This is a genomic window from Ancylobacter sp. (assembly GCF_965249975.1).
GTDB lineage: Bacteria > Pseudomonadota > Alphaproteobacteria > Rhizobiales > Xanthobacteraceae > Ancylobacter.
On the sequence record NZ_CBDFNE010000003.1, the window covers coordinates 46,014 to 71,725 of the forward strand.

Sequence of the window (25,712 nt, forward strand, 5' to 3'; positions counted from 1 at the left end):
CTTAAAGCAATCGGGCGACGATGTCGATGACGGAGCCGCCTTCGTAACGTAATGAGCGCAGGCCCGCAGCGTGCGCGGCTTCCATGTCGGCGGAACTGTTGCCGATGAGAAAGCTGCGCTCTGTATCCACAGGCCATGCCGCCATCAGGTCGAGGAGCATCCCCGGGCCGGGCTTACGGCGCGGGCAGTCGCGGCGGTAGGCGGCAATGGCCGCCTCGGGGTGGTGGGGACACCACTCGAACGCATCCACATGGCCGCCCATAGAGGCCAGGGAGGCCTGCATGGCGTTGTGAAAGGCCATAACCGCGTCCTCGTCGTAATAGCCGCGGGCGATTCCAGCCTGGTTGGTGACCACGAAGACGAAATAGCCGCGCTCATTGATGTGAGCGATGGCTTCCCGCGCCTGCGGCATCCAGACGAGATCCTCGACCCGATGCGTGTAACCGCCATCGCGATTGAGCGTCCCATCCCGGTCGAAGAACACCGCCGGACGCGTACGGGCGGCGACGAGATCCACTTGCACCTGCGCGAAGGTTTCGGGAATCCCGATGTCGACGAAATACACTCCCTCGCGTGCCTGCACGGCGACGACGCGCCCGTCCGCCACGAGGCGCGGCAGGACGTCCCGCTCCAGGGAGCAGGCGGCGTGGGGCGGGACCATATCGAGAATCGCGCGGTCGATGGCATAGACGCCGGCGCTAATGAGGCCTGAGGAATCCGCGAGAGGAGCGCCCTTCTCCTCGAACCCGACGACGCGCTCGCCCTTCAACGTGACCCGACCGAAACGTGCCGTATCGGGGACGCGGTGAAGCAGCATCTGCGCCTTGAGCTTGGGATCCCGTTCCCTTGCCTTCTCCCAGCCAAATCCAAAGCGTGCGAGGTCGGCGTCGATCCAGGAGTCGCCGTTCAACAGCAGGAAATGCGGCGCAAGATGATCGGCCGCGAAACGCAAGGCGCCGCCCGTTCCGAGCGGCCCTGGCTCCACAAGCACATCGATCTGCGCGCCGAAGAGCCGGCGTCCATGGAACGCCGTCACGATCTGCTCACCGAAACGGCCGGCGAGCAGCACGATGTGCTTCACGCCATAGCGGGCCACTTCCTGAATGAGGTGAAAGAGGAAGGGGCGCCCGGCGACTTCCAGCATGGGTTTGGGCGTCGCTTCGGTCAGCGCGCCGAGACGGGTGCCCATGCCCCCGCAGAGGATGACGGCCTGATCAATCAAGTTAGGTCGCCTGCTGAGCGGGAAGGTCTGCCGGCATGGTCATGTGTCCACCCACTTTGTGGGACAGGCGAAGCGAGGGGCGGTCGATGTAGCGCTCAAAGGGTATCGCAACCAGAAGGCTGATCCCGATGCTTGCCCCGCTCGCAATCAGCGCCGCTGGCATATAGCCGAACCAGGCCTCCAGCGGAAGGAAGAGGGCGATGCCGATCGTGAACATGATCGGAAAATGCGTGAGGTAGAGACTGAAGGACAGTCGGCCGAGCCAGCCCGCCCATGGGAAGGAAAGCAGGTTGCGCAAACGGGGGCTGATGAACACGGCCGTGACGATGAGCAACGCGGCGATCTGCTTCTCCAGTTGGACGCCGAGGCCGAGTTGCAGAACGTTATAGGTCGACACGATCACCACCGAAATGAGAAGGACCCCCGAGAGATATGAGCGGAGCCGGGTATCCACGTCGCCGAGAAGCGGGCTACGCCAGATATAGGCTAGGAAGCCAATGATAAAGAGGCTCAGCGGTCCGGGCGCGACCAGGAGAGAGACGATCACCAGGAAGGGCCAAAAGGCGATGCGCGGCAAATGAATATAGGCCTTGACCACGGCAAGGGTGAGCAGCGAGCCCCAGAACTCGATATGCAGCGTCCATAAAGGCGGATCCAGCGACTGGGAAAGCCCAACCAGATTGATGCCGAAGAAGGAAGATCCGAGCGGTTGAAAGATGGAAGCGCCGACATAGCCCAGCAGCATTGAGTTGAGCAGAATGTCCTGAAGCAGTGGCCATCCTGGCTCGACCGTGAAGAGATAGAGCAGTCGGATCCAGCGCGAGGCGTTGAACATTTCCATGCGCTCCCGCATTCCCGGCCAGATCGTCAGCAGCACGATCGCCAGCGCGAGGGCCGCAAGGACCGGCAAGTACAGTCGGACGAACCGCTTTGCCACCTGCCGTCCTGCGGGCAGGTCATTCCTGAGGAAGGAGTAGCTGAGCACGAAGCCGCTCACCAGGAAGAAGGCATAGACGGCGATACCGCCGTCCTGCAGGAAGAAAAACGGCGAATGGGCGAGGATATGGCCCAGCGAGTCCTCAGCCCCGGGCTGAAAGCGGGCCACGACGGGGAAAAACAGCGAGAAAATATGGGCAAGCACAACCTGTAGTGCGCCTAGGCCGCGAATCCCCTCAAAGAACATGAACTTTTTGGATTGGGTCGCGGACACAGCCGTGTCGGACGAAGAGCCTGTCTTGGAAGCCATAGTCCAACCGCCACACGGGATACGAGAGAAGTGCGTTGTGGGCCGGGGGCAGAATCAGGTGCTTACGGCGCTGATCCCAATTATGTAGAACCTTATTGAAAATCAAATAGAGTCAAAGTCTGCGCGTGATGCGTTCCGTCGGTGGTGTAATAAACGGTAATACGCGCGACAGGCGGCCTTCTGAGTCCGAGGGTCGTGCTATGTATCTTGTTACCGGAGTCGGTATTCTAATCATCGCTGCGCTTGTTCTGTCGGTTCTCAGTTACCAATTTTATGTGGCCTTTGGCGGATTTTCGGCTGGCGACGTTGCCAACGTCACTATCCTGCCGAAATTGAGCGGCGAGGTTAGGCCGGAACCGGCGGAACGATTTGTGTTCCTGTCGGTCTCTTTGGCCACCGGGGTGCTGGCGCTCCTCGTCGCGGCAGTCACGCCCCGCTTTCTTTCTTCGGTGCACCCCACCCGCGCGGCGCTGGCCAGTCTCGCGATCTATTTCTGCCTGTCGGCTCTGGTCCTCCTGGGGCTGTCGCGCTTCGATTTCGGGCCGTCACTGCTTTATGGCGAAGCTGCATTGCAGGAGGGGGGAGCCGGGCGTCTGGCTGTGATCTGGCTTTCGGCTGTTGCCGTTCTTGCGCTCGCACCTCATGTGCCGCGCAAGTTGGTTGTGCCGCCTTTCGCAGGGGCATGGCTGGCAAGCGGGCTCTTCGCCGGCGCGTTGGTCTTGCAGATCGTCGCGTGGCGCCTTGTCGGTGAAGAGGCGGTGGAGCCCAATGTCGCGTGGTCGATTCATTGGGATGCTATGGTGTATGCAATCGCCCAGGTTGCTGCCGGGCAGAATTTGCTGGTCGACCTTCCCTCTCAGTACGGCCTCTATCCGGAATTCCTCGGCCGGATTTTCCGGGTGACCAACTTCTCTGTCCTGAAGCTGTCGCTGCTTTTTGCGGCGATGCAGGTGATTTCGATGTTTGCCGTCTATTGGGTGGTGCTGCAGCTGACGCGCAGCGTCGTGTTTCGCGTCACCTTTGGCCTCGCCTTCGTTCTCGTCACCTTCGAGACCGTGCTGAAGATCAACGGCATGGCCGAGTTCTATTTCCAGTATTGGCCGATCCGGTTCTTTTGGCCGGCACTTTCGGTACTGGCGGTCTATGCCTATGCCCATCGTCCGGATCTGAGGCGGGCGGCGGTGGTCTCCTTTTGCGCGGCCGTCGGCACGGTTTGGAACGCCGACACCGGCGTCATGGTGATCGGTGCCTTCGCGGCTCTGCTCGCGGCGAAAGCGATTCTGCGGCCGGCGGCGCCAGGGGCGGCGGGAGAACGCGCCTTCAATGAAATACAGGCGCTGCTCCTGCACCTGATCATCCTGTCGGTGACGCTCGCTGGGACGTTTGTCTACTTCACGACCGTTGCACCGGAGGCGCCTCACTGGGAGTGGTTGATGACCTATCCCAACCTCTTCTACCGGCTGGGCTTGAACATGCTTCCCCTGCCCCTTGGTCTTGCCACACCTTGGATGAGCGTACTCGGGGTCTATCTCCTGGGCTTGCTGTTTGCGCTGACGGAATGGCGCCGGGGGGCGCACGCCCCCTGTGTGGATGTCGTGTTCTACCTCAGTGCGCTCGGATGGGGGCTGTTCGTCTATTATCAGGGCCGTTCGCACATCCTCAATCTTGTTACGGTGTGTTGGCCGGCACTGGCGATCGCGACCATCCTGGCGGATCGAACCGTCCGAATGGTACGCGCCGGCGGGCTGGGCCCTGTCCATCTCGCCATGCCCGCGCTGGCGCTCACTGTTCTGATGTTCTGCGCCCTTCCGTTCATCCAGAACGTCGGCCCGCTCTGGCGCGATGCGGAGCGGGCGCTCGACGGTCAGGGCCGCCTCGCCTCGCCTCTCGTGGCCGACGAGTTAGACTTTATTCGCCGCCACACGCGGCCGGGGGACGAATGCGTCATCCTTGCGCAGCGGCAGGGACTGTATTACGCGTCGGCCCGGTTGCGGTCGCCGCTGAAGGGGCCAGGCTATGTGGAGATGCTGACGGTCGAAGATCGCGACGCGATGCTCCGGCAACTGGCGTCGGGAAGATTCGGATGTGTCTTTGTTGGCGAAGGTGGTGACACTGCCCTCGATCTGAACACTGATGTGTTGGCGTCGTTGCGTCACTATGGTGTCGTGGACACCAACACGTCGAAATCCATGTCGCTTCTCGCTATAGAGCGGCGTGGCGGCGATGCTAGGCCCATGTCCGATGACGATCCATAGTTGCTCGCCAGCAGGCGAGTCCTGTATCAGAATACCCCGTATTCACTATCTAGAATTGCATCCATGACCGATTCTTCCCACCGACCTCCGACGTTCCGGTTCCCGTCTCCCGACGAGAGCATGGCTTTCACCGGGGAGCGCTATGTTTCCGGTCTGGTGGGTGAGATTCAGCATGAGCACTATCACCGCTATCTCTTCGCCCTTCAGTTCTGCGACGGCAAAGACGTTCTCGATGTGGCGAGCGGAGAGGGCTATGGAAGCCATCTCCTTGGCCAGGTCGCGCGTTCCGTGGTGGGTGTCGACATCGACGCTGCTTCCGTCGCTTTCGCGGCGCGCAACCATGCGACGGCGACCGTCTCGTTCCGCGAGGGCAAGGCCGAGGCGCTGCCGCTTGAGGCGCAGTCGGTCGATGTTGTCGTCAGCTTCGAGACGCTTGAGCATTTTGAAGACCAGCCGGCCTTTGTCCGCGAGGTTCTGCGTGTCCTGCGCCCCGGCGGCATGCTGGTGATCTCTTCCCCGGACCGCGTCACCTATTCGGAGAGGCGGGATTTCAAAAACGCCTTCCACGTGCGCGAACTGGACCGCCAGGAACTGCGCGACCTGTTGGCGACGCGTTTTGCGCATATTGCGCTGTTCGAACAGCGTGCCCTGTGGGGCTCCGTGATCCTGGGCGACGAGCCGACGGGGGCGCGGGGCGTCGCCGGCTTCATCAGCGATGATGGCACAAGCTTCGCCTCCTGCGCGGGCGTGCCCGAGGCGCCCTATCTGATCGCGCTCGCGTCAAACGAAAAATTGCCGGCCCTGAGCCACAGCGTGCTCCATTCGCCGAACCACTTTCGCGCCCTCGAAGGTGCCCGCCTCAGTGCCGAGGAGAGCGCACGAGCCGGCGTGTCCGAAATCGGTCGGCTGAACGACGAACTCAGCGATGTTCGACGCAGGGCACAGGCAGAGATCGACCGGCTCAACGCCGAGCTCGCGGCCGTCCGTGGCGCTGGGCAGGCGGAAATCGACCGGCTCAACGCCGAACTGACCGATGCGCGGCGCACGGGGCAGGCGGAGATTGACCGCCTTAACGCCGAATTCGCGGGGCAGCGTGCGGCGGCACCGTTGGCGGGCGAAAGCAGCGTGCCGTCTCCTGAGCGGACCGAGATCGAGCGACTTCGCGCCGATCTGGCCCATGCGCAGGCGGCGGCGCAGGCGGAGGTTGCCCGCCTCGGGGCTGAGCTCACCCATGCGCGAGCGGTCGGTGCCGCCGTCGCCGTGCGGCTTGAAGCCCAACTCGTCCAAGCGCGGGAGACCGCCGCAGCCGATGTCACCCGCTTGGAGGCGGAAGCGTCGGCGCTCAGGGCGGAGCTTGTGCGTATTGACGGCGACCGCAGATATGAGCGCGAGCAATTCGAGGCCGCGCATCTGGGTTCACTGCACGAACTCCACGCCTCACATGCGCGGCAGATCGAGGAGATGCGTCGGCGGCCCTTGCGAACGTTGAGGCGCTGGGTGAGAGACCGGCTTCGCAAGACCGCCTTGTACCGCGCGTTGAAGCCCCGGATTCGGGCACTGCGTGGGCAGGCGAAGTCGGCTTTCGGCCCCCGCAGGTCGCAGGTCGGGCTGCCGACGATGGCGGCAGGACCGGGGATCGAGTTGCTGCCGATGGCAGAAGGACTCGACTTCGGCATTGGCGAGGACACGCCTGTCGTCTCGGTTATTATCCCGACCTATGGCAAGGTCGACTACACCTTGCGGTGCCTGGCGTCGATGCACCGTTTCCGGCCCGCGGCGACCTATGAGGTGATCGTCATCGACGACGCCTCTCATGATCCGGCGCTGGCGATACTGCGCCGCATTCCTGGTCTGATCTTCCTGGAAAACGAAACCAATCTGGGCTTCATCAGCAATTGCAACAAGGCCGCCGGGCAGGCGCGCGGGCGCTACCTTCACTTCCTCAACAACGACACCGAGGTGACCGAAGGCTGGCTCGACACGCTGCTTCGCGCCTTCGCTCTGCACCCCTCGGCGGCCATTGTCGGCTCCAAGCTGGTCTATCCCGATGGGCGTCTGCAGGAAGCCGGTGGCATCGTCTGGCGGGATGGTTCGGCCTGGAATTTCGGGCGCAATGACGATCCGGCGCTGCCCAAGTACAATTACACCCGCGAAGTCGATTATTGTTCCGGCGCCTCGATCCTCGTCGACGCGGCGTTCTTCCGCGATCAGGGCGGCTTCGACCTCGCCTACGCACCGGCTTATTGCGAGGACTCCGATCTGGCGTTCAAGGCGCGCGCGGCTTCTCGGAAGGTGTTGTACCAGCCGCGCTCCGTCGTCATCCACCATGAGGGGGTGTCCCATGGCACCGACACGTCTGAAGGGATCAAGTCCTATCAGGTCCGGAACCAGCAACGGCTGGTCGAGCGGTGGCGCGCGGATCTGGAAGCCCGCCACTATCCCAACGCTGTGAATGTGTTCCGCGCCCGCGAGCGCAACTTCACCGGCAGGGTCGTGCTGGTCATCGATCACTATCTGCCCGAGCCGGACCGGGATGCCGGTTCGCGAACCATGGTGGCGTTCCTCTCCGAGCTTCTCAGCGCCGGCTATGTGGTGAAGTTCCTGACTGAGAACGGCTATCTGCATCCTGACTACGCGCCGCTCATTCAGGACATGGGCATCGAGATTCTCTACGGGCCGCTCTCCACGCTGTCGGGCTTCAATGAGTGGATGAAGGAGTTCGGCGGGCAGTTGCATGCCGTGCTGTTCAGCCGGCCCCACATCACCGCGAAATACCTGGACATCGTCCGGATCAACACCCGAGCCCGCTCGGTCTATTACGGGCACGACCTGCATCATCAAAGGCTCCGGCTCGCCCATCAGGCGACGGGAGTGCCGGGGGACCTTGCGGCGGCACAGGCGCAGGAACGGGAGGAGCGGTGGATCTGGTCGCAAATGGACTGCGTGCTCTATCCCTCCGTTGACGAAGTGGCGGCGGTGAAGGCGATGGAACCTTCCACACCCGTTCAGCTTGTTTCGCCCTACATCGCCGAATTGCCGACACAGACGCCCGACTTCGAGACCCGGGAAGGTCTGCTCTTCGTGGCCGGCTTTGCGCATTCGCCGAACGTCGATGCTGCCGTGTGGCTCGTGAAAGAGGTCATGCCGCTGATCTGGCAAGCCATGCCGGATTTGCACCTGTCGCTCGTCGGCTCGTATCCGACCGCAGAGGTTCAGGCCCTCGTCTCCGAGCGCGTGACCGTTCGCGGCTGGGTGAGCGCCGAAGATCTGACGCGCTACTACCGGACCTCTCGCGTCGCCATTGTACCGTTGCGCATCGGAGCGGGGGTTAAATCCAAAGTGGTGGAAGCGCTGCAGTATGGGTTGCCCCTGGTTACGACACCGGTCGGGGCGCAAGGCATGCCGGGGCTGGAAACCATCTGTCCGGTCAGCGCCAACCCTGCGGAACTCGCTGAGGCGGTACGCCAGCTCACGACGGATGGGGATCTGTGGGCAAGGCAGGCGAGTGCGCAGCAGGCCTATGCCCAGGAGCACTTCTCCCGTGACACGATGCGTAGGCAACTCGTGCAGGCCATCGAAGGGATGTGTGCCTGATGAAGGTCGTCATACTCGCGGGAGGATTTGGCACCCGCATCAGCGACGAATCCACGGTCGTGCCGAAGCCGATGATCGAAATCGGCGGGCGCCCGATCCTTTGGCACATCATGAAGATCTACTCCGCTCACGGCTTCAATGAGTTCATCATTTGCCTAGGCCATCGCGGCTATGTCATCAAAGAGTATTTCTCCAATTATTTCCTGCACATGTCCGATGTAACCTTCAACATGGCCGGCAATTCAATGGAGGTGCACAGGGAAACCGCGGAACCGTGGCGCGTGACGCTGGTCGATACCGGCGATGGCACGAATACGGGCGGCCGACTCAAGCGTGTCGCCTCCTATCTGCGTAATGAGCCTTGCTTCGCCATGACCTATGGCGACGGCGTCGCCGACATCGACCTCAAGGCGGAACTGGCCTTTCATCGAGCCCATGGCCGGCTGGCGACGATCGCGGCGGTGACGCCGCCCAGCCGCTTCGGGGTGCTTGAGATCGAGGCCGATGGGCGTGTCGCCTCGTTCCGCGAGAAGCCGCCGAACGAGGTCGGTCGGATCAATGGCGGCTTTTTCCTGCTGTCGCCCGAGGTTCTCGACCTCATTGCCGACGATTCCACGGCATGGGAACAGGAGCCCCTCGAAACTCTCGCCTCTCAGGGCGAGTTGAAGGCCTTCCTTCACGACGGCTTCTGGCAGCCCATGGACACGCCGCGCGACCGCCGGCTTTTGCAGGAACATTGGGTGTCCGGCACGGCTCCCTGGAAGGTGTGGGCATGAGCCTCGATCCTTCATGGCGGGGACGCCGGGTGCTCCTCACCGGGCATACGGGCTTCAAGGGCGCATGGCTCGGCCTGTGGCTGGAGCAGCTGGGGGCCATCGTGACCGGTTTCGCCCTTGAGCCGCCGACTGAGCCCAGTCTGTTTGCCCACCTCTCCCACGCCCGGACGCTCGACAGCATAATCGGCGATATTCGTGATCTCGCCGCCGTTGAAGCGGCGTTTGACCGGGCGGCGCCGGAGGTCGTCATCCATATGGCGGCGCAATCGCTGGTTCGCCCTTCCTATGACGATCCTCTCCGGACGTACTCAACCAATGTGATGGGAACGGCGAATGTGCTCGATGTCATCCGCCGGCGAGGGGGCGTGCGGGCTGCGGTCATTGTGACCAGCGACAAATGCTACGAGAACCGTGAGCAAATATGGGCGTATCGCGAGAGCGATCCCATGGGCGGCCACGACCCCTACAGCAACAGCAAAGGCTGTGCGGAACTGGTCACGCAGGCTTTTCGCGCCTCCTATTTCAAGGCGGGCGGTACGGCGGTGGCGACGGCTCGGGCAGGCAATGTGATCGGCGGCGGGGATTGGGCGGTTGATCGTCTGGTCCCGGATGCGGTTCGCGCCTTCAGCCATGGCCGCGCGTTGGCGGTGCGCAATCCTGGGGCGCTGCGGCCCTGGCAGCATGTGCTCGAACCGCTGTTCGGTTATCTCATGCTGGCGGAAGCTCTGCTGGGGCCGCGCGCTGCGGACTTCGCGCAGGCATGGAATTTCGGTCCTGCGACCGACAGTGACGTGCCGGTATCGAGGTTGGCCGACGAACTGGTGCGGCGTTGGGGTGAAGGGGCGGCATGGCAGGTTGTGGGCGACACGACCGGCTTGCATGAGGCCCGAACGCTGGCGCTCGACTGTACCAAGGCGCGGACGCAGTTGCGTTGGCAGCCGGCCCTCGATCTGGGCGAGGCGGTGGCGCTGACCGTGCACTGGTTCAAGGCCTGCCAGGCGGGAGCGGACATGCGGGCGTTCACGCTTGCGCAGATCGACGCGTACTGCGCCGCGCGAAGGGCCGCGTGACGTGTCGCAACGGCGGACCGGAATGAGGATTGGGTGATGGTGAGCGAAACGCCGGCTGCGACCGCCGAGGAATTGCGCGCGCAGATCATGGCGCTGGTCGAGGCCTATTATGACGCACGGCACGCCCCGTCGCCCTTCGCCGCCGGCCGATCGCCGGTGCCGGTTTCGGGGCGCGTGTTCGACGCCCGCGACATGCAGAGCCTGGTCGACAGCGCGCTGGATTTCTGGCTGACCACCGGGCGTTTCAATGCGGCCTTTGAGGCGCGGCTGGCCAAGGTGGTCCAGCGGAAACATGTGCTTACGGTGAACTCCGGTTCGTCGGCCAATCTCGTGGCGGTTTCGGCGCTGACCTCGCCTCTGTTGGGGGAGCGGGCGCTGAAGCCGGGTGATGAGGTGATCACCTGCGCCACCGGCTTTCCCACGACGATCAACCCGGTGCTTCAGAACGGCCTGGTGCCGGTCTTCGTGGATATCCACCTGCCGACCTACAATATCGATCCCGATCAGATCGAGGCGGCGCTCAGCGAGCGCACGCGCGCCATCGTGGTGGCCCACACGCTGGGCAATCCCTTCGACCTTGATGCGGTCATGGAGATCGCCCGGCGGCGCAATCTGTGGGTTGTCGAGGATTGCTGCGATGCTCTTGGCGCGACCTATCGCGGCCAGCCGGTCGGGACCTTCGGTGATGTCGGCACATTGAGCTTCTATCCCGCTCACCATATCACGATGGGCGAAGGCGGCGCGGTCTTCACCGCGAATGCCCGGCTGCGTCGGGCGATGGAGTCGATCCGGGACTGGGGGCGTGACTGCTACTGCGCCCCGGGGGCGGACAATACCTGCCACAAGCGCTTCGACTGGCAGCTCGGCGACCTGCCGCATGGCTATGATCACAAGTACATCTACTCGCATGTCGGTTATAATTTGAAGATCACCGACATGCAGGCTGCCGTGGGCCTCTCGCAGCTCGATCGTCTGGACGGCTTCATTGCCAGCCGCCGGCACAATTTCAACAGCCTCAAGACTGGCCTCGCCGAGCTTGAGGACGTGTTCATTCTGCCCGAGGCCACGCCCCACTCCGACCCTTCCTGGTTCGGCTTCCCGCTCACGGTTCGGGAAGGCGCGCCTTTCGACAGACGGGCGCTGGTGATGCACCTGGATGCGCACCGCATCGGCACGCGCCAGCTTTTCGGGGGCAACCTGCTGCGTCAGCCCTATATGGCAGGGCGCCCGCATCGCGCGGTCGGGTCCCTTACCAACAGCGATACTGTGATGAACCGGACGTTCTGGGTCGGCGTCTATCCGGGGCTCGGCGATCCCGCCATCGACTACATGGTCGATACCATCCGCAGCTTCGTGCGCGGTTAGGACAGCATCGGCCATGCGCGTCTTCATGACCGGTACTAGCGGCTTCCTCGGGCGCCCCACGGCGCGCCAGCTCGTCGCTGCCGGCCATGAGGTCGCAGCGCTGGTGCGGCCGGACACGGATCGCGCGCGCTTGGGCGATGTCGCGAACGCCCTCACCCTGATCTCAGGATCGCTTGAGGATATGGATAGCCTGAGCGCGCCGCTTGCCGCCTTTGCGCCGGACCTCTTCATTCACGCCGGCTGGTCGGCGGTGAGCGGGGCCGGACGGAATGCACCGGCGCAACTGCGCAATGCCGTGGTCGCCGCCGATCTCGCCACGCTGGCGTCGGAGAGCGGCGCGGGTGCCTTCATCGGCATCGGCTCTCAGGCCGAATATGGCCCGATGACCGGTGCAGCCGACGAGACCCATCCCACCAGTCCGACCTCGCTCTATGGTGTGGCGAAGCTGGCCGCTGCGCTCGCCACGGAGCAGATTTGCCTCCGCGCCGGTTTGCGCTGGTCGTGGATACGGCTGTTCTCTGCCTATGGCCCGCGCGACAACCCCTCCTTTCTCATCCCAACCCTGATGAGGAGCCTTCTGGCGGGAGAGTGCCCTCCCCTCACCGCCTGCACCCAGAAATGGGATTTTCTCCACGTGGACGATGCCGCCGCTGCCATCGTCGCCGTGGCCACGGCGCCGGCGGCGGCCGGACTGTTCAATCTCGGCTCGGGCGAGGCGCCGCCACTTGCAGACACGGTGTCGCTATTGCGGGACCTCATCGATCCCGCCCTGCCTCTTGGCTTTGGCGCGCTGCCCTTTCGGCCCGAGCAGCTCATGCATCTGCAGGCGGACATTGGCCGCCTGCACCGCGTCACCGGCTGGCGGCCGCGCCTGACGCTCGCGGAGGGGCTGTCCGCCACCCTGCGGTGGTACAGCTCGCAGGGGCGGGACCCTTCCAATGTCGACGCGCGGAACGGACGAGGCGGACGGTGAGGATGTTCCGGCACCTCGGCTTTCCCTTGACCTCCGACCCGACGCGTCAGGCGCGGCTGGCGCAGTTCGTTCGCTTCGTGCTCGTCGGCGGACTCAATACGCTGGTTGGCTATTCGCTCTTCGCTGGGCTTTACCTGATGTCGGGCGACCACAGGCTTGCCCTGCTGGTCGCGACCATTCTGGGCGTGCTGTTCAATTTCGTTACGACCGGCCGATTGGTCTTCGGAAACCGCCGGTGGGGCCGCCTGCCGCTCTTCGTCGGAATCTACGCTCTGAGCTTCGCGCTCAATCTCGGTGCGCTCGAACTGCTGGCCGCGGCGGGCGTGGCGCCGCTGTTGGGGCAATTGCTTGTTCTGCCTGCCGTCGTCGTTCTCTCGTTCCTAGGGAACCGTCTTGTCGTCTTCCGGGGGGGCCCATGAAAATCTCCGTCGTCACCCCGTGTTACAACGAGGAAGACAACGTCGCTGAATGCTATGCGATCGTGCGCGCGATCTTCGACGAGCATCTGCCCGGCTATGAGCGGGAGCACATTTTCTGCGACAATGCATCGACCGACGCGACGGGGGAGATTCTGCGCCGGTTGGCCGCTGAGGATCCGAGCGTCAAGGTCATCGTCAACGCCCGCAATTTTGGCCCGCTCCGTAATACCTATAACGGCGTGATGGCGACCTCCGGCGATGCGGTGCTCATTTTCCTGCCGGCCGATCTCCAGGATCCGCCAGAGCTCTTGCCCGAGTTCGTGCGTCTGTGGGAGCAGGGCTACGAGATCGTCTATGGCATCCGGGCGACCCGCGACGAGAGCTGGTCGATGCGCACTCTTCGTCAGGTCTATTACCGCGCGCTGACACGCTTCTCGGAGTTCGACATACCGCCGGGCGTTGGCGATTTTCAGCTGGTCGACCGACGTGTGGTGGACTCCATGCGGCGCATCGACGACACCTATCCGTTCATGCGCATGATGACGTTTGAATGCGGCGGCCGGGCGGTGGGCGTTCCCTATCGCTGGCGGGCACGCAAGCGCGGCCTGTCGAAGAACCGCCTGTCCGCCCTGTTCGACCAGGGCATGAACGGTATCACCTCATTCACCACCGCGCCGTTGCGGATCGGGCTTTTCGCCGGCTTCGTTCTCGCCGGGCTCAGCGTCCTCTATTCCATCATCAATCTCCTTGTAGGCCTCCTGTTCTACCAGCGGCTCGCCGAGCCCGGCATCTTCACGCTGATCGTGGCGCTGTTCTTCTTCGGTGGGGTGCAGCTGTTCTTCATGGGGCTCATCGGCGAGTATGTGCTGGCGATCTATGCCCGCGTGCGCCAGAAGCCCGTGGTTTTCGAGCGGGAACGCCTCAATTTCGGTGAGGCTGCCGCCGCAGCGGGCGGGCCAAAGACAGATCAGCCGGCCAGTCCGGGGAGCGAGCCATGACCGGAGCCGAGTACATCGCCGCCTTCCTCGCCAGCAAGGGCATACGGCATGTCTTTCTGATGACCGGCGGCGCCGCCACCTTCATGATCGACGCCATCGGCCGACGCGACGACATCGACTATGTCTGCGTGCAGCATGAGCAGGCGGCGGCCATGGCGGCGGACGCGGTGTGGCGGGTGAACGGCACGGTGGGGGCGACGATGGCCACATCGGGCCCGGGCGCCACCAATCTGCTGACGGGCATCGCCTGCTCCTATTTCGATTCCATCCCGTCGCTGCACATCACCGGACAGGTGAATCTCCGCGAGAGTCGAAGGCTGGGCAGTGCCGCTCCCCGCCAGGTCGGCTTTCAGGAGACGAAGATCGTCGAGATGGCGCGGCCGGTCACCAAATACGCGGCGCAGGTTCATACGCCCGAGGACCTGAGGCGGGAGCTGGAGGTCGCGTATCGCGAGGCGACCACGGGGCGCATGGGGCCGGTTCTGGTCGATGTGCCGATGGACCTGCAGCAGGCCGAGATGGGTGCGTTTTCTCCCCTGCCACCACCTCCTTCGCCTCCGCCACATGAGGAGGAACTGGCCCGCATCGCCGCGACGGTGACGCGGGCGCTGGAAGGCGCCAGGCGCCCTCTTCTCTATTGGGGCGCCGGCGTCGGCTTGGCCGGGGTTGAGCGGGAGGTGGAAGCGTGGGTGCGCGCGAGCGGCCTGCCCGTGGTCTCCAGCTGGGCAGGCGCCACCTTTATCGACCACGATCTCCCCGGCTTCTGCGGAACTGTCGGGGTCTACGGCAACCGGGGCGGGAATTTCCTGATCCAGAATTGCGACGCCCTGCTCGTGCTCGGAAGCCGGCTCGACAACCGCCAGCGCACGGGCAATCCGGCGACCTTCGCCCCCGAAGCGCGGGTGATCGTGCTGGACGTGGACGCCGAGGAACTCGCGAAATACGCTGCGGATGGCTATGTCTGCGAGCGCCTCGATTTCAAGCACCTGCCAGCCGTGCTGCAGCAGGTCGCCTTGCCCGAGGCCAATAATGCATGGCTCGACCATGTGGGGCTGATGCAGGAGCGCTATGTCGGCAAATGCCACAGCACATTCGCCGAGGCGAATGGCAGCCAGTCGCCCTATGAGGCGATCCGCCGGATCAATGCGCTGGTCGCGCGCGACGCGGTGGTGGTGAACGATACCGGCGCGGCCGTCTGCTGGGCGTTCCAGGCGTTCCATCGCACCGGACAGGCGCTGTTCACCGCGGGCGGCAACTCGCCCATGGGTTACGCGCTCCCCGCCGCGATTGGCGCCAAGTTGACGGCGCCTGAGCGGCAGGTGGTCTGCATGACCGGCGACGGAGGCTTTCAGGTCAATTTGCAGGAACTGCAGACCGCCGTTCATTACGGCATCGACATGACCATCATCGTCATAAACAATGGTGGCTACGGCATCATCAAGCAGTTTCAGGATGCCTATCTCGCCGGTCGCCATCACGCGACGGCCACGGGTTACAGCCAGCCGGATTTCGGGCGTATCGCTGCGGCGTATGGCATTGACTACCACCGCATCGAACAGCCCGGCGACATCATCCCGGAGATGCTGGCCCCCAAAGGGCTCCGGCTGCTCGACATCATCCTCGACCCGCGCACGCCGATTGAGCCAAAGGTTGAGATGGGGCGGCCGATCCACGACCAGTTTCCGTATCTGGACGATGGCGAGTGGGCGGAAGGAAATGCCTTCAACCGTCACGGGCGCCGGGCGGGCGCGCCGAAATAGCGACCGGCAGGTCCCGCAGACCATGGGACTTGGCGTACGCGACGCCGCGCCGTGTGGCATCCCGGACTGAAATGGCCATGGATCAGCGCGGCGGTTGACGCGTAATTACAAGCTCTCGTTCGCGCGGTCGTCGGGTCCGGCAACGCAGCCCCCCCTCCCTCGCCCCGCGCTAGGCAAGCGGCTAAGGAGAATGGTAGTTTCGACCGCTACGGGGGCGGAGCTGAAGCCCATCTCCGGTAAAGGACGGGCCTTGGAACCGAGCTGATGTGGGACCGGCATCCGATCCGTCTGTCTCTGCTGCACATGCTGCCGCAGGTCGCGCAGGCGCAAGGTCTGGAGCTTGCGCCGCTGCTCGACCGGGCCGGCATAACAGGCGCCCTTGATGGCGAGGATATCGTCGCGCGCGGGCAGATCGCGACCGTGCTGCGCGAGGCCGCGCGGCGGGCGGGCGAGCCGACGCTGGGTCTTGCCCTGGCCGCCAGCGCCCAGCCGGCGCAGCTGGGCCTTTCCGGGCGAGCGCTGTTCTCCGGCCGTACGCTGCGCGAAAGCCTCGCCGCCCATGCCCGGCATATGCCGACACTTCAGGGCGGCGTGCGCCTCCAACTCGATGAAGACGGCGGGCGAGCGTTCTGGCGTCACAGTTTCGAGGACAGCGATCCCGCCCACAGCGCGGTGCTCAATGACGGGGTGGCGGGTTTCATGGTCGGGGCGCTGCGCGCCCTCGCCGGCGGCGAGGCCGGCCCGCTGCGCGTGAACCTTCCCCACCAGGCGCGGGCACCGGTTCGTGCCTATGAGGACGCTTTGGCTGCGGATGTCGTCTTCGGCAACGGCGTGGGGCTCGTCATCGGTTTCGACGCGGCGTGGCTCGACCGTCCCAACCCAATGTTCGGCGCCGCATGGACGCAGTTCGAAGGCGTCCCGACGCCGGTCATGCTGTATGAGCGGCACGACGATGCCGCGCTGGTCGCCGCGCTTGAACGTATCATCACTGCCTCGGCGCTCGCCGGAACCCTGTCGCTGATTGATGCCGCGCGTAGCCTCGGTCTATCGCCGCGCACGCTGCAGCGGCGTCTCGCCTCGCTGGGCCTGCGTTTCGAGGTTCTGGTCGATGAGTGGCGGCAGGGGCAGGCACGGCAGTGCCTCGCCGGGAGCCGGCACCCCGTCGCGTCCATCGCCCGCCAGCTGGGCTACAGCGATCCCGCCCATTTCATCCGCGCGTTCCACCGCTGGGAAGGCGTGGCGCCGCTCCATTGGCGTCGGTCGATCTGGCGCGAAATGGCAATTGAGAGAGACGAGGGGGCGGTGCTAGGGTCCTGACCTGCGGTCTCTCCGGATCGCGACGCCAACTTGGCCCCGCGAGGGCGGCGCCGGCGGGAAGGCAGCGGAGCCGCGATGCAGCTGACAGTTCTGGCCGAGGGGCATGCCGATGCCGGGGCGCTGACGGCACCCGGCATGGTGTGGATCCCCGCCGGTACGTTCACCATGGGCTCGGATCGGCATTATCCCGAGGAAGCGCCGGCCCACCGCGTCGGCGTCGACGGCTTCTTCATCGACACGACCCCGGTCACCAACCGTGCCTTCGCCGCCTTCGTCGCCGCCACCGGCTACCGGACGCTGGCGGAAAGAGACCCTTGCCGGGCGGATTATCCCGATGCCGATCCGCGCCTCCTCGTGGCCGGCTCGCTCGTCTTCACCGCGCCTGACCATGCGGTGGGACATGAGGACTGGACGCAGTGGTGGCGCTTCATGCCCGGCGCGGACTGGCGGCATCCGCAGGGGCCCGGTAGTACGCTTGAAGGCTTTGAAGATCATCCCGTCGTCCATGTCGCCCATGAAGACGCCCTCGCCTATGCGCATTGGTGCGGCAAGCAATTGCCGAGCGAGGCGGAATGGGAGTTCGCCGCGCGCGGCGGGCTCGACGGAGCGGAATTCGCCTGGGGCGACACATTGGTGCCGGGCGGCGTCCACCGCGCCAATACCTGGCAGGGCGCGTTCCCGCAGGAAAACAGCGCCGAGGACGGCTATGCCGGCACCTCGCCGGTCCGCGCCTATCCCGCCAATGGCTATGGCGTCTTCGACATGATCGGCAATGTCTGGGAGTGGACCGACGACTGGTACGCCTCCAGCCATGCCGCGTCCCTCCCCTCCGCCAAGGCCTGCTGCGTCTCGCGCAACCCGCGCGGCGCGCGGCGCGAGGACAGCGCCGATCCGTTCGAACCGGGCGCATTGGCGCCGCGCAAGGTGCTGAAGGGTGGTTCGCATCTGTGCGCGCCCAGCTATTGCCGGCGCTACCGCCCGGCCGCCCGCCAACCCCAGACCCTCGACACGGCCTCGGTGCATATCGGTTTCCGCTGCATCCGCCGTGTCGCCCCTGATGCCCGCCCTCTGTGACGCGCTGAAGCCGAGGAACTGCCGTGACTGATCGTGATCTCCCCCCCGCCGCGCCGGCCCGTGCGCCCAGCCGCCGCGACGTGCTGGCCGGCAGCGCCGGCTTCCTGGCCGCCGTTTCCGGCCTGTCGCTGCTCTCCTCCGGGGCTCGGGCGGAGGCTGCGCCGCGCCCGCATATTCTCTACATCGTCGCCGACGATCTCGGCTTCGCCGATGTCGGCTTCCGGGGCTCCGACATCCGCACCCCGAATCTCGACGCGCTGGCGGCGACGGGGGCGACGCTGAGCCAGTTCTACACCCAGCCAATGTGCACCCCGACCCGTGCGGCGTTGCTGACCGGGCGCTATCCCTTGCGCTACGGGCTGCAGGTGGGCGTCATTCCCTCCGGAGCCAGCTACGGCCTCGCCACCGACGAGTTCCTGCTGCCGCAGGCGCTGAAGGAGGTCGGCTATCGCACCGCCTTGGTCGGCAAGTGGCATCTCGGCCATGCCGACCGCAAATACTGGCCGCGCCAGCGCGGTTTCGATTATTTCTACGGGCCGCTGGTCGGCGAAATCGACCACTTCAAGCATGAGGCGCACGGCGTTACCGACTGGTACCGCGACAACACGCTGCTGAAGGAAGAGGGCTACGACACCGAGCTGTTCGGCGCCGACGCGATCCGCCAGATCGCCGGGCATGATGCGAAGACGCCGCTGTTCCTCTATCTCGCCTTCACCGCCCCGCACACGCCCTATCAGGCGCCGCAGCGCTATCTCGATGCCTATGCGGGCATCGCCGATCCCCAGCGCCGGGCCTATGCGGCGATGATCACCGCCATGGACGAGCAGATCGGCAAGGTGGTGGCGGCACTCGACGCGCAGGGAATGCGCGAAAACACGTTGATCGTGTTCCACAGCGACAATGGCGGCACGCGCGACAAGATGTTCGCCGGCGAGGGCGCGGTTGCGGGCGACCTTCCGCCCAGCAACGCGCCGCTGCGCGCGGGCAAGGGCACGCTCTATGAGGGCGGTACCCGTGTCGTCGCCCTCGCCAACTGGCCCGGCCGGATCGCACCGGGCGCGGCGGAAGGGGTGATGCATGTGGTGGACATGCTCCCCACCCTCGCCAAGCTCGCCGGCGCCAGTCTCGGCAAGGCGAAACCGCTCGATGGCGGCGATGTCTGGCAGGTACTGGCCGCCGGCCAGCCCGGACGGGCGGAACTGCTCTACAATGTCGACCCGACCCAGGGTGCGGTGCGCGAGGGCGATTGGAAGCTGGTGTGGCATGTCGCGCTGCCGCCCAAGGTCGAATTGTTCGACCTGTCGAAGGACCCGTCGGAAACGACGGACCTTTCCACCGCTCACCCCGAGAAGGTGGCGCAGCTGCAGCAGTGTGTGGTGGATTTCGCCCGCACCATGGCACCGCCGCTCTTCTACAGCGCGGCGCTGAAGGCTACGCTTTCCGCGCCGCTGGCGCAGCCAGGCGAGGCGCTCTACGAGATGGGTCTGGAGAACGATTGATGCGCGAGCCCCGCTTGCGGGCCCCTGGCCCTTCCGCTGCCGCACCCATTCTTGGCGCGGCACTGCTGGCCCTTGTCGGCAGTGGGCCGGCCGGTGCCGCCGATCTCGAACCGTCGCCGCCGGCGGTGAGCTTGCCCGGGCCGGTCGTCGATGCGGATGCACCGACCTTCTCCGCCACGATGTATCTCTGGGCCAGCGCGCTGCACGGCACCAGCTCCACCCTGCCGCCTTTGCCCGCCGCCAATATCGACCTCAGCTTCCGCGACGTGCTGCAGGACCTCAACGGCGCGGTCATGGGCTCGGGCGAAATGCGGGTGGGGCGCTGGGGCTTCCTCGCCGATCTGATGTTCACGCAGGTGACGCCCTCCGGCACCCTGCCCGGTCCCTATAACGCCGGCTTCGAGGTGCGCTCGCGCAGCCTGACACTGCAGGGTGACGTGCTCTATCGCCTCTACGAATCGGACACATTTGATGTCGATGCTGGCGCGGGCCTGCGCTACTGGCACCTCAACAACCGGCTCACCGTCGATCCCGGCCTTTTGCCGGCGGGGCTCGAATACACCCAGGCCGAGAGCTGGGTCGATCCGGTCATCGCCGCCCGCGTGCTCGCCCAGCTTGGCGGGCCGTGGAGCCTGACGCTGGTGGGCGATATCGGCGGCTTCGATGTTGGCTCCAAGCTCACCTGGCAGGCCATCGCCACCGTGAACTATCGGTGGAACGAGAATCTCGCCCTGCGCGCCGGCTATCGCGCGCTGTCGGTCGACTACCAGAACGGCGCGTTTCTCTATGACGTGCTGATGCAGGGTCCCATTATGGGTGTGACCTACCGCTTCTAGCGGCCACGTCAGGTCTACGCGTCCGCCTCGGTGATGAGGCGGGCGAACTGCTCACGTCGGGCGAAATAGGCGGGCTTGATCTTGTCGATCTTGCTGGAGTCGACGACGAGATAGGCCACCGCCGCCCGCGCCAGCGCGGCCTGCTTCACGGGTACCTCATGGAAGTTGGAACAGGTGATGCCATACTGGGCATGGACGCCGCCGGCGGAAATGAACGCCTTGCTGATGCCGAGCCGCTCCAGGCTGCGCAGTGCCTCCTCGCCGGAAAAGCTCTGCGACGAGGCGTGAAACAGCCCGCCCAACAGGATCAGGCTCGTGTTCGGCCGCCCCGCGAGCCGGGTGGCGATGTTCATCGCATAGGTGATGACGGTGAGCCGGCCCGTCACCGGTAAATGGTCGATCATGCGCGGCGTGGTCGTGCCGCAATCGATGAAGATGGTGTCGTCCGGCTCGACAAGGCGCGCCGCCGCGCGGCCGGCGGCCTCCTTGGCCTCGGCATGGGCGTCGAATTCCGCATCAAGCCGGTAGGTTGAGGCGCGCTCGCTCCCTGCGGGCAGGATATAGCCGCCGAGATAGCTGAACAGTTCCGGCGCGCTCGCGAGATCGCGGCGCACCGTCATCTCCGACACGTCGAGATGCTGGGCGGCGTCGCGCAGATGCAGCACGCCCACGGCGCGCAGCCGCTCGTCCAGCCGCCGGATTCGCTCGGGTTTCTTCACGTCGCTCCCCATCCCCCACCTTCATTGGCGGTCCGCCTTGACTCGTCAAGAGTGCCGTGAAATGTTCGCAACAAATCTTGTGATAATCATAACAAAATTGACCGGGTGAAGACGTCACATGGCAGCGAATGCACCAGCCCTGCGCGAGTCCCGCGCCCTGGCCGGCCTAATCGACCACACCATTCTCAAGGCGGAAGCCTCGCGCGCCGAAGTGGCGCGCTATTGCGCGGAAGCGCGCGACCATGGCTTCGCCTCGGTGTGCGTGAACGCGGTGCACGCCGGCTTCGTCGCCGATGAACTCGCCGGCACGCCGGTGAAGACCTGCGTCGTCATCGGCTTCCCGCTCGGCGCCGGCGGAGCCGAGGCCAAGGCGGCCGAGGCGCGGCTGGCCATTGCCGCCGGGGCGCAGGAAATCGACATGGTGATCGACATCGGTGCGCTGGTGGAAGGCGACCTCGCGCGCTGCCGCGCTGATCTGGCGGCCGTGCGCGACGCCACGCGCGGCACGGTGCTCAAGGTGATCCTGGAGACCTGCCTGCTCACCGATACCCAGAAGGAAGAGGCCTGCCGCCTCGCGCAGGAGGTCGGCGCCGATTTCGTCAAGACCTCGACCGGCTTTTCTACCGGCGGCGCGACCGTCGCCGACATCGCGCTGATGCGCCGGGTCGTCGGGCCGGTCATGGGCGTGAAGGCGTCGGGCGGGGTGCGGGACGCCGCCACCGCCTGGGCGATGGTCGACGCCGGCGCCACCCGCATCGGCGCCAGCGCCAGCATCGCCATTGTCGCGGGCGCCGCGCCTGTCGCGAACGCCGGCTACTGAGCCGTTCCGGCCGGCTTGCAACCGGGGGCGGCACCCTCTGCCCTTCGCCGACGCCATCAAAATCAACGAATGTCTGGGAGGACATCCATGAGAAAGACTCTGATCACCCTCGCGGCGAGCCTGTCGCTGCTGGCCGCCCCGGCCTTCGCCGATGGCGTGGTCGACACCAGCCAGGTGCCGAAGGACATCACCGCCGCCGCCACCGGCAAGAAGTTCTCCATTGCCACCGTGGTGAAGGTCGACGGCATCGCCTGGTTCGATCGCATGCGCGACGGGGTCAAGCAGTTCGGCACCGACACCGGCATGGATGTGTGGCAGGTCGGCCCGAGCCAGGCGGACGCCGCCGCCCAGGTGCAGCTCATCGAGAACCTCATCGCCCAGGGTGTCGATGCGATCTGCATCGTTCCCTTCTCGGTCGAGGCGGTCGAGCCGGTGCTGAAGAAGGCGCGCGACCGCGGCATCGTGGTCATCGCCCATGAGGCCTCGAACCTCAAGAACGCTGACTACATTCTCGAAGCCTTCGACAACAAGGCCTATGGCGCGCAGCTGATGGAGGTGCTCGGCAAGTACACGGGTGGCAAGGGCAAGTACCTCGCCACCGTGGGCAGCCTCACCTCGCAGTCGCAGAACGAGTGGATCGACGGCGCGATCGAGTACCAGAAGAAGCACTTCCCGGACATGGCGCTCGCCACCCAGCGCCTTGAGACCTATGACGACGCCAACACCGACTATAACCGGCTGTCGGAAGCTCTCACCACCTATCCGGACGTGAACGGCATCATCGGCGGCCCGATGCCGACCTCGGCTGGCGCCGGCCGTCTGATCGCCGAGCGCGGGCTGAAGGGCAAGGTGTTCTTCTCCGGCACCGGCCTGCCCTCCGTCGCCGGCAAGTATCTCGCGGATGGCGACATTCAGTACATCCAGTTCTGGGACCCGGCAGTCGCCGGCTACGCCATGAACGAGCTCGCCGTGATGGCGCTCTCGGGCAAGAAGGACCAGATCAAGGCTGGCCTCAATCTCGGCCTCAAGGGCTATGAGAACCTCACCACCCCGGCCGGCGCCGCGCCGAACCTGCTCTACGGGCAGGGCTGGGTCGGCGTGACCAAGGAAAACATGGACCAGTACAAGTTCTGACGGCGTGCGGCGCGGGGTCCTAGAGGTCCCGCGCCGCTCCCGCAGGGCGAGCAGTGGCGGGGCGCCGGCGCCCCTCCCCGGCTTGCGAAGGTCCCCTCATTTCGCTGACAAAGGCGTGGGCGGGCAGCACGGCGTGCCGGCTTTCCTTCCCCGACGGGCGCATCCCATGGCCGTACCCCTGATCGAACTGCGCGGCGTGACCAAGCGCTTTCCCGGCATGAAGGCGCTGGACGGCGTCGATTTCGCCATTGCCCCGGCGGAAATCCTCTGCCTCGCCGGCGAGAACGGCTCGGGCAAGTCGACGCTGATCAAGATCGTCTCCGGCGTCTATGACTTTGACGAAGGCGCGCTGCTGATCGACGGCGCGCCGGTGTCCGGCTTCTCGCCGCGCGCGGCCATCGCGGCCGGTGTCCAGGTCATCTATCAGGACTTCTCGCTGTTCCCGAGCCTGACCGTGGCGGAGAACCTTGCCATGGGCCGCCTGCTCAGCGAAGGGCGCCGGCTCGTCAGCCCCGCCGAGTGTCGCCGCCTCGGCGCGCAGGCGCTTGCCCGGCTGGATGTCGCCATCGACCTCGACGCGCGGGTGGGCGATCTCTCCACCGCCGACCGGCAGATCGTCGCCATCGCCCGGGCGCTGATGAGCGAAACGCGCCTGCTGATCATGGACGAGCCGACCACCGCGCTCACCGGGCGCGAGGTGGAGCGGCTCTTCACTCTCGTCCGTGAAATCCGCGCCAAGGGCATCGCGGTGCTGTTCGTCAGCCACAAGATGCGGGAGATGCTGGAGATTTCCGACCGCATCTGCGTGTTCCGCAATGGCCGCAAGGTCGAGGAAGGCCCGACGGCCGATTTCACCGAGGCCCGCATCACCCGCGCCATGACCGGGCAGGATCTCGGCCATGAGCGCTATGGCTGGGCGGGCGATGCGGCGGCCGAGCCGCGCCTGCGGGTGCGCGACCTCAGCGTCGGCGAGGCGGTGCGCGACGTGTCGTTCGATCTGCGCGCCGGCGAGATTGTCGGCCTCTCCGGTCTGCTCGGCTCCGGCCGCACGGAACTTGCCCTCGCTCTGTTCGGCATGGAGCCGGAGCATCGCGGCACGGTGCTGCTCGACGGCACGCCGCTCCGCCTCGCCAGCGTGCCGGCGGCGGTGGAGGCCGGCATTGCCTATGTGCCGGAGGACCGGCTGTCCGAAGGTCTGTTCATGAGCCAGTCCATCGCCCGCAATGTGGTGGCGAGCGCCATCGAGCGGGCGACGCGCGGGCCGTTCCTCTCCAACGACGCCATGACCGCGCTGGCCGAGCGCACCGTCGCCGACATGAAGATCGCCACTACCGATGTGGAGAAGGAGGTCGGCAAGCTCTCCGGCGGCAATCAGCAGCGCGTCATCATCGGGCGCTGGCTGCTCACCGGGCCGCGCGTGCTGATCCTGAACGGCCCCACCGTCGGCGTCGATGTCGGCTCCAAGGCCGAAATCCACCGGCGCATCCGCGAACTCGCGGTCAAGGACGGGCTGGCGGTGCTGATGATCTCGGACGACGTGCCGGAGCTTCTGCACAATTGCAACCGCATCCTCCTCATGCACCGCGGCGCGATCCTCGACGATCTCGACCCGCGCGGCCTGGAAGAGGACGACATCCATTCCCGCTTGAAGACGCTGCGCTGATGATGACCCTCGCCAAGCTGATGCGCCGCTCCGAGACGGCGGTTTTTCTCATCGTCGCCGCGATCATGGTCGTGATCGGGCTGATCAATCCCGCCTTCTGGCAGGCGGACAATCTGTTCAACCTGCTGCGCGCCAATGTCATCATCGGCATCATGGCGCTCAGCGTGCTGGTGGTGATGATCTCCGGCGGCATCGACGTGTCGTTCCCGGCCTTCGCCGCCGCCGCCATGTATCTCACCGTGCTGGCGATGAACGCTTATGGCCATGAGGGCGTGCTGCTGCCCTTCATCGCCGCGACGCTGATCGGGCTCATCTGTGGCCTCGCCAACGCCTTCTTCATCCACACCTTCCGCATGATCCCGCTGATCGTCACGCTGGGATCGGCCTCGGTGGTGCGCGGCCTGCTGCTGGGGCTGGTCGGCACCTCGATCGTCAATATCGACCGCATGCCGCCGGCGCTGATCGCCTTCGGCCGGTCCAGCCTCGATATTGGCGGCGCCAAGCTCTCGGTGATGGTGTTCGTCTATCTCGCCATCGCCGGCGCAGTCTGGTGGTTCCTCAGCCGCACCATGACCGGCCGCTCCATCTTCGCCTATGGCGACGATGCGGAATCGGCCAAGCGCGTCGGCTTCAACACCCGGCGCACGGTCTATGTCGCCTATGGGCTTGCCGGCGCGCTGGCGGGTTTCGCCGGCCTGCTGCACGCCTCGATGATCTGGCTGGCCAATCCGCGTGACTTCGTCGGCTATGAGCTCGACGTGATCGCCGCCGTCGTGCTGGGCGGGGCGTCGATCTTCGGCGGGCGCGGCTCGGTCGTGGGCACGCTGCTCGGCGTGTTCCTGCTGGTCCTGATCAAGAACAGCCTCATCATCATGCGCGTGGACAATACCTGGCAGGGTGTGGTCGTCGGCGGCGTCATCGTCGTCGCCACCGCGCTCACCGCCTGGCGCGACCGCAAGACGCTGGCGTGAG

The 25,712-nt window shown here is 65.4% G+C and carries 20 protein-coding genes; 17 read left to right on the top strand and 3 right to left on the bottom strand.

The window, feature by feature from the left end; genetic code table 11:
* Position 1: 1 nt before the first annotated feature.
* Together ACP2AH_RS00315 and ACP2AH_RS00320 are read right to left on the bottom strand one after the other, a co-directional pair.
* Positions 2-1,222, bottom strand: coding sequence for an HAD-IIIA family hydrolase (locus ACP2AH_RS00315; protein ID WP_425104014.1), 1,221 nt, complete (start codon positions 1,220-1,222; stop codon positions 2-4).
* 1 nt (position 1,223) lies between these two features.
* Positions 1,224-2,468 (bottom strand): acyltransferase family protein, encoded by a 1,245-nt coding sequence (locus ACP2AH_RS00320; protein WP_425104015.1) that lies wholly within the window; start codon positions 2,466-2,468, stop codon positions 1,224-1,226.
* A gap of 200 nt (positions 2,469-2,668) precedes the next feature.
* Between ACP2AH_RS00320 and ACP2AH_RS00325 the strand changes: the two genes are divergently transcribed.
* The 13 genes from ACP2AH_RS00325 to ACP2AH_RS00385 all read left to right on the top strand — a co-directional run bounded on the left by ACP2AH_RS00325 (position 2,669) and on the right by ACP2AH_RS00385 (position 20,404).
* Positions 2,669-4,723, top strand: coding sequence for a hypothetical protein (locus tag ACP2AH_RS00325; RefSeq protein ID WP_425104016.1), 2,055 nt, complete (start codon positions 2,669-2,671; stop codon positions 4,721-4,723).
* Positions 4,724-4,786: 63 nt separating this feature from the next.
* Positions 4,787-8,317 (top strand): glycosyltransferase, encoded by a 3,531-nt coding sequence (locus ACP2AH_RS00330; RefSeq protein ID WP_425104017.1) that lies wholly within the window; start codon positions 4,787-4,789, stop codon positions 8,315-8,317.
* Complete coding sequence (rfbF, locus tag ACP2AH_RS00335; protein WP_425104018.1) at positions 8,317-9,093, top strand: glucose-1-phosphate cytidylyltransferase; 777 nt, start codon at positions 8,317-8,319, stop codon at positions 9,091-9,093. Before ACP2AH_RS00330 ends, rfbF begins: the two co-directional genes overlap by 1 nt.
* The gene (rfbG, locus tag ACP2AH_RS00340; RefSeq protein WP_425104019.1) at positions 9,090-10,163 is read left to right on the top strand and encodes a CDP-glucose 4,6-dehydratase; all 1,074 of its coding nucleotides are present in this window, start codon (positions 9,090-9,092) and stop codon (positions 10,161-10,163) included. The genes rfbF and rfbG overlap by 4 nt, the downstream gene beginning before the upstream one ends.
* A 36-nt stretch (positions 10,164-10,199) precedes the next feature.
* A complete protein-coding gene (gene rfbH / locus ACP2AH_RS00345) occupies positions 10,200-11,528 on the top strand; it encodes a lipopolysaccharide biosynthesis protein RfbH (protein WP_425104020.1) in 1,329 nt (442 codons plus the stop codon).
* A 25-nt stretch (positions 11,529-11,553) separates the two neighbouring features.
* Positions 11,554-12,501, top strand: a complete 948-nt coding sequence (locus tag ACP2AH_RS00350) for an NAD-dependent epimerase/dehydratase family protein (protein ID WP_425104021.1) — start codon at positions 11,554-11,556, stop codon at positions 12,499-12,501.
* A gap of 2 nt (positions 12,502-12,503) precedes the next feature.
* Positions 12,504-12,920 (top strand): GtrA family protein, encoded by a 417-nt coding sequence (locus tag ACP2AH_RS00355; protein WP_425104022.1) that lies wholly within the window; start codon positions 12,504-12,506, stop codon positions 12,918-12,920.
* On the top strand, positions 12,917-13,918 hold the full coding sequence (locus tag ACP2AH_RS00360; protein ID WP_425104023.1) for a glycosyltransferase family 2 protein: 1,002 nt from the start codon (positions 12,917-12,919) through the stop codon (positions 13,916-13,918). The genes ACP2AH_RS00355 and ACP2AH_RS00360 overlap by 4 nt, the downstream gene beginning before the upstream one ends.
* Positions 13,915-15,678 (top strand): thiamine pyrophosphate-binding protein, encoded by a 1,764-nt coding sequence (locus tag ACP2AH_RS00365; RefSeq protein ID WP_425104024.1) that lies wholly within the window; start codon positions 13,915-13,917, stop codon positions 15,676-15,678. Before ACP2AH_RS00360 ends, ACP2AH_RS00365 begins: the two co-directional genes overlap by 4 nt.
* Positions 15,679-15,942: 264 nt before the next feature.
* Positions 15,943-16,995, top strand: coding sequence for an AraC family transcriptional regulator ligand-binding domain-containing protein (locus tag ACP2AH_RS00370; protein WP_425104025.1), 1,053 nt, complete (start codon positions 15,943-15,945; stop codon positions 16,993-16,995).
* 75 nt (positions 16,996-17,070) lie between these two features.
* The gene (locus ACP2AH_RS00375) at positions 17,071-18,069 is read left to right on the top strand and encodes a formylglycine-generating enzyme family protein (protein WP_425104026.1); all 999 of its coding nucleotides are present in this window, start codon (positions 17,071-17,073) and stop codon (positions 18,067-18,069) included.
* Between the two features lie 23 nt (positions 18,070-18,092).
* Positions 18,093-19,568: an arylsulfatase B gene (locus ACP2AH_RS00380; protein ID WP_425104027.1), complete on the top strand. Its 1,476-nt coding sequence runs from the start codon at positions 18,093-18,095 to the stop codon at positions 19,566-19,568.
* On the top strand, positions 19,568-20,404 hold the full coding sequence (locus ACP2AH_RS00385) for a hypothetical protein (RefSeq protein WP_425104028.1): 837 nt from the start codon (positions 19,568-19,570) through the stop codon (positions 20,402-20,404). Before ACP2AH_RS00380 ends, ACP2AH_RS00385 begins: the two co-directional genes overlap by 1 nt.
* A gap of 14 nt (positions 20,405-20,418) precedes the next feature.
* Here the strand turns inward: ACP2AH_RS00385 and ACP2AH_RS00390 are convergent, their stop codons facing one another.
* A complete protein-coding gene (locus ACP2AH_RS00390; protein ID WP_425104029.1) occupies positions 20,419-21,123 on the bottom strand; it encodes a DeoR/GlpR family DNA-binding transcription regulator in 705 nt (234 codons plus the stop codon).
* Positions 21,124-21,241: 118 nt separating this feature from the next.
* On the opposite strand from ACP2AH_RS00390, the gene deoC reads away from it, so the two are divergent.
* From deoC to ACP2AH_RS00410, 4 genes are all read left to right on the top strand, one after another.
* On the top strand, positions 21,242-21,943 hold the full coding sequence (gene deoC / locus ACP2AH_RS00395) for a deoxyribose-phosphate aldolase (RefSeq protein WP_425104030.1): 702 nt from the start codon (positions 21,242-21,244) through the stop codon (positions 21,941-21,943).
* An 87-nt stretch (positions 21,944-22,030) separates the two neighbouring features.
* A complete protein-coding gene (locus ACP2AH_RS00400; RefSeq protein WP_425104031.1) occupies positions 22,031-23,077 on the top strand; it encodes an autoinducer 2 ABC transporter substrate-binding protein in 1,047 nt (348 codons plus the stop codon).
* Between the two features lie 166 nt (positions 23,078-23,243).
* Positions 23,244-24,740 carry a sugar ABC transporter ATP-binding protein gene (locus tag ACP2AH_RS00405; protein WP_425104032.1) on the top strand — a complete coding sequence of 499 codons (1,497 nt, stop codon included), beginning with the start codon at positions 23,244-23,246 and terminating at the stop codon, positions 24,738-24,740.
* Complete coding sequence (locus ACP2AH_RS00410) at positions 24,740-25,711, top strand: ABC transporter permease (protein ID WP_425104033.1); 972 nt, start codon at positions 24,740-24,742, stop codon at positions 25,709-25,711. Before ACP2AH_RS00405 ends, ACP2AH_RS00410 begins: the two co-directional genes overlap by 1 nt.
* Position 25,712: the final 1 nt, after the last annotated feature.

Coding starts and splice junctions, on each gene's coding strand:
- ACP2AH_RS00320 (WP_425104015.1), bottom strand. CDS start 2,468: ATGGCTTCCAAGACAGGCTCTTCGTCCGACACGGCTGTGTCCGCGACC.
- ACP2AH_RS00325 (WP_425104016.1), top strand. CDS start 2,669: ATGTATCTTGTTACCGGAGTCGGTATTCTAATCATCGCTGCGCTTGTT.
- ACP2AH_RS00330 (WP_425104017.1), top strand. CDS start 4,787: ATGACCGATTCTTCCCACCGACCTCCGACGTTCCGGTTCCCGTCTCCC.
- rfbF (WP_425104018.1), top strand. CDS start 8,317: ATGAAGGTCGTCATACTCGCGGGAGGATTTGGCACCCGCATCAGCGAC.
- rfbG (WP_425104019.1), top strand. CDS start 9,090: ATGAGCCTCGATCCTTCATGGCGGGGACGCCGGGTGCTCCTCACCGGG.
- rfbH (WP_425104020.1), top strand. CDS start 10,200: ATGGTGAGCGAAACGCCGGCTGCGACCGCCGAGGAATTGCGCGCGCAG.
- ACP2AH_RS00350 (WP_425104021.1), top strand. CDS start 11,554: ATGACCGGTACTAGCGGCTTCCTCGGGCGCCCCACGGCGCGCCAGCTC.
- ACP2AH_RS00355 (WP_425104022.1), top strand. CDS start 12,504: ATGTTCCGGCACCTCGGCTTTCCCTTGACCTCCGACCCGACGCGTCAG.
- ACP2AH_RS00360 (WP_425104023.1), top strand. CDS start 12,917: ATGAAAATCTCCGTCGTCACCCCGTGTTACAACGAGGAAGACAACGTC.
- ACP2AH_RS00365 (WP_425104024.1), top strand. CDS start 13,915: ATGACCGGAGCCGAGTACATCGCCGCCTTCCTCGCCAGCAAGGGCATA.
- ACP2AH_RS00370 (WP_425104025.1), top strand. CDS start 15,943: ATGTGGGACCGGCATCCGATCCGTCTGTCTCTGCTGCACATGCTGCCG.
- ACP2AH_RS00375 (WP_425104026.1), top strand. CDS start 17,071: ATGCAGCTGACAGTTCTGGCCGAGGGGCATGCCGATGCCGGGGCGCTG.
- ACP2AH_RS00385 (WP_425104028.1), top strand. CDS start 19,568: ATGCGCGAGCCCCGCTTGCGGGCCCCTGGCCCTTCCGCTGCCGCACCC.
- deoC (WP_425104030.1), top strand. CDS start 21,242: ATGGCAGCGAATGCACCAGCCCTGCGCGAGTCCCGCGCCCTGGCCGGC.
- ACP2AH_RS00400 (WP_425104031.1), top strand. CDS start 22,031: ATGAGAAAGACTCTGATCACCCTCGCGGCGAGCCTGTCGCTGCTGGCC.
- ACP2AH_RS00405 (WP_425104032.1), top strand. CDS start 23,244: ATGGCCGTACCCCTGATCGAACTGCGCGGCGTGACCAAGCGCTTTCCC.
- ACP2AH_RS00410 (WP_425104033.1), top strand. CDS start 24,740: ATGATGACCCTCGCCAAGCTGATGCGCCGCTCCGAGACGGCGGTTTTT.